This is a genomic window from Streptomyces sp. (assembly GCF_050698815.1).
GTDB lineage: Bacteria > Actinomycetota > Actinomycetes > Streptomycetales > Streptomycetaceae > Streptomyces.
On record NZ_JBOHCV010000149.1, the window covers coordinates 1 to 2,167 of the forward strand.

The following is a 2,167-nucleotide window of genomic DNA, read 5'->3' on the forward strand; positions in this document are numbered from 1 at the left end:
GGCATAGACCGCATCTTCGTTGCGACCGACGCGGCCGGAGAGTTCCTGAAGAGCCCGGACTCTTTTCTCCGCATGGCAGAGCTTTACAGCGGGGCCGGAATTACTCATCTCGTCGTCCACTGGCCGCGCCCTGAGGGCGTCTACGCCGGCGATCCGGAGAGCCTGCACCGTATCGCCGAAAAGGCCCTTCCCATCGTCCGAGAACTCTATTGATCAGAAACTCAAAGGGTTCTCGTCCAGGACGTAGTTGACGGTGGGGCCGCCGAAGTAGCCGCGGACGATGTGTGGCTGACGCTGGCGTCTGTGGAAGAACCGGCGTGTCTCGGCGGCGAGTTCGGACTGGTTACGGGCTCGGTGCTGTTTGGGCGGGCTGTGCTTGAGGTCGGCGTTGACCAGTTCGTCGGGGTTCAGCTCGGGCGAGTACGGCGGCAGGGAGTGCAGCTCGACATCGTCGGGGTGAGCGGCGAGCCAGTCGCGGACCTTCCGCGAGCGGTGGGCAGAGTGCCCGTCGACCACGAGGTGGACCTTGTGGTCGAAGTGCCCGGCGAGCCGGTCGAGGAAACGGCACATCACCTCGGCGGTGAAGCTCTCGGTGAAGACCATGAAGTGCATGCGGCCCTTGGTACTGATCGCCGACATCGCGTTCACCGAGAACCGGTTCCCGCTCCGCCGCACCACGGGTGTCTTGCCCTTCTCACCCCAGGTGCGGCCCGTGACCTGGTCGGAGCGGACACCGACCTGGTCGGCGAACAGAACCTCGCCGCCGTCCTTCCTCGCCTTCGCGCGGATCTCGGGCCAGGTCTCCTCATGCCAGCGCCGAACGGCCTCCGGGTCCTGCTCAACAGCCCGCTTGTCCGGTCGCTGGAAGGACAGCCCCCACCGCTTCAGATACTTGCCCACCCCGGGCTCGGTCAGCCGCACCCGGTACAGCTTCGCGATCAGCTCACCCACCAGCCTCCGAGTCCACAGTTGCCCACTCAACCCCACGTCACAGGGCCGATGCTCCAGGACCGCCTGACGTACCGCGGACTGTTCCACCTCCCGGAGCACTTGATGCACCCCCACCGACTTGCCCCGGGGCTGCATGACCAGCGCCTCCCGGCCGCCGGCCCGCCACTTCGCCCACCACGTGTCGACCGCCTTCAGCGACACCCCGAAGACCGCCGCCACGTCCTCCCGGGCCCGACCCGCCACCAACGCAGCCACCGCCCGTAACCGCAAGGCCTCCTGCGCCGACGGCGACAGATGCCGCGCGTCCCCCACCAGATCGCTCACACCCCACCAACCACCCAGAACCCAAACCGTTTCGGATCAATGAGCTTTTTCAGAGTGGCCACCGATGGGGTGACGGCGCCAAGGGCGCAACGCACGAGGCACCCGTGCCGTTGAGGGAGATGTTCGAAGTCTCAACTCATTGGCGCAGGTGCCTCGTTGGTTCCCTATCCTGCCGCACTTGACCTGCCCCATGCGCTGGTCGAGTGGGTCACCATGCTCATCGTCACCCGCGAGGGTGACCGCCGCTGCAAGCTTCCGCCGCACCAACGTGCGCTTGTGGGTCTGGTGTATCTGCGCAAGCACGACACCTTGTCCCAGATAGCCGCAGGCTTCGGCATCTCGGTCGGCACCGCCCACGCCTACACCACTGCGGTGATCGACCTCCTGGCCGCCCGCGCACCCGGCCTGCTCAGGGTCCTGCGCGAGCACGAACCGGAGTACGTCCTGCTCGACGGGACGCTCGCCGAGTGCGACCGGGTCGGCGACGGCCGGGCCGACTACTCGCACAAGCACCGCCGCCACGGCGTGAACGTGCAGGTCGTGACTGATCCGACCGGGCACGCGCTGTGGATCTCGCCTGCCCTGCCCGGCCGGTGCCACGACCTGACGGCGGCCCGCACTCACCGGATCATCCGGATCTGCGAACGCCAAGGTGTCCCCGTCCTTGCCGACCGCGCCTACCAAGGCGCCGGCCCCTGGGTCACCACCGGGCGCAGACGGCCGCCCGGTGGGCAACTGTCCCCAACACAGCAGACGCTCAACCGGGCACTGGCAGCATCCCGGGCACCCGTCGAACGAGGCATGGCGCGACTGAAGTCCTGGCGGATCTTCCGAAGATCGCGGATCAGCCCCAACCGCATGACGTCAATCACCAAAGCCGTCCTCACCCTGG

At 67.2% G+C, this 2,167-nt stretch carries 2 protein-coding genes and 1 pseudogene; 2 read left to right on the forward strand and 1 reads right to left on the reverse strand.

What is annotated here, in order from left to right; genetic code table 11:
• Window positions 1–213, forward strand: a pseudogene (locus ACRDP3_RS05880) (LLM class flavin-dependent oxidoreductase); the annotation flags it as partial.
• Here the strand turns inward: ACRDP3_RS05880 and ACRDP3_RS05885 are convergent.
• Window positions 214–1,275: an IS630 family transposase gene (locus ACRDP3_RS05885; RefSeq protein WP_431515747.1), complete on the reverse strand. Its 1,062-nt coding sequence runs from the start codon at window positions 1,273–1,275 to the stop codon at window positions 214–216.
• 156 nt (window positions 1,276–1,431) lie between these two features.
• On the opposite strand from ACRDP3_RS05885, the gene ACRDP3_RS05890 reads away from it, so the two are divergent.
• Window positions 1,432–2,167: transposase (locus ACRDP3_RS05890; protein ID WP_431515748.1), on the forward strand; the 736-nt coding region annotated here is incomplete at its 3' end.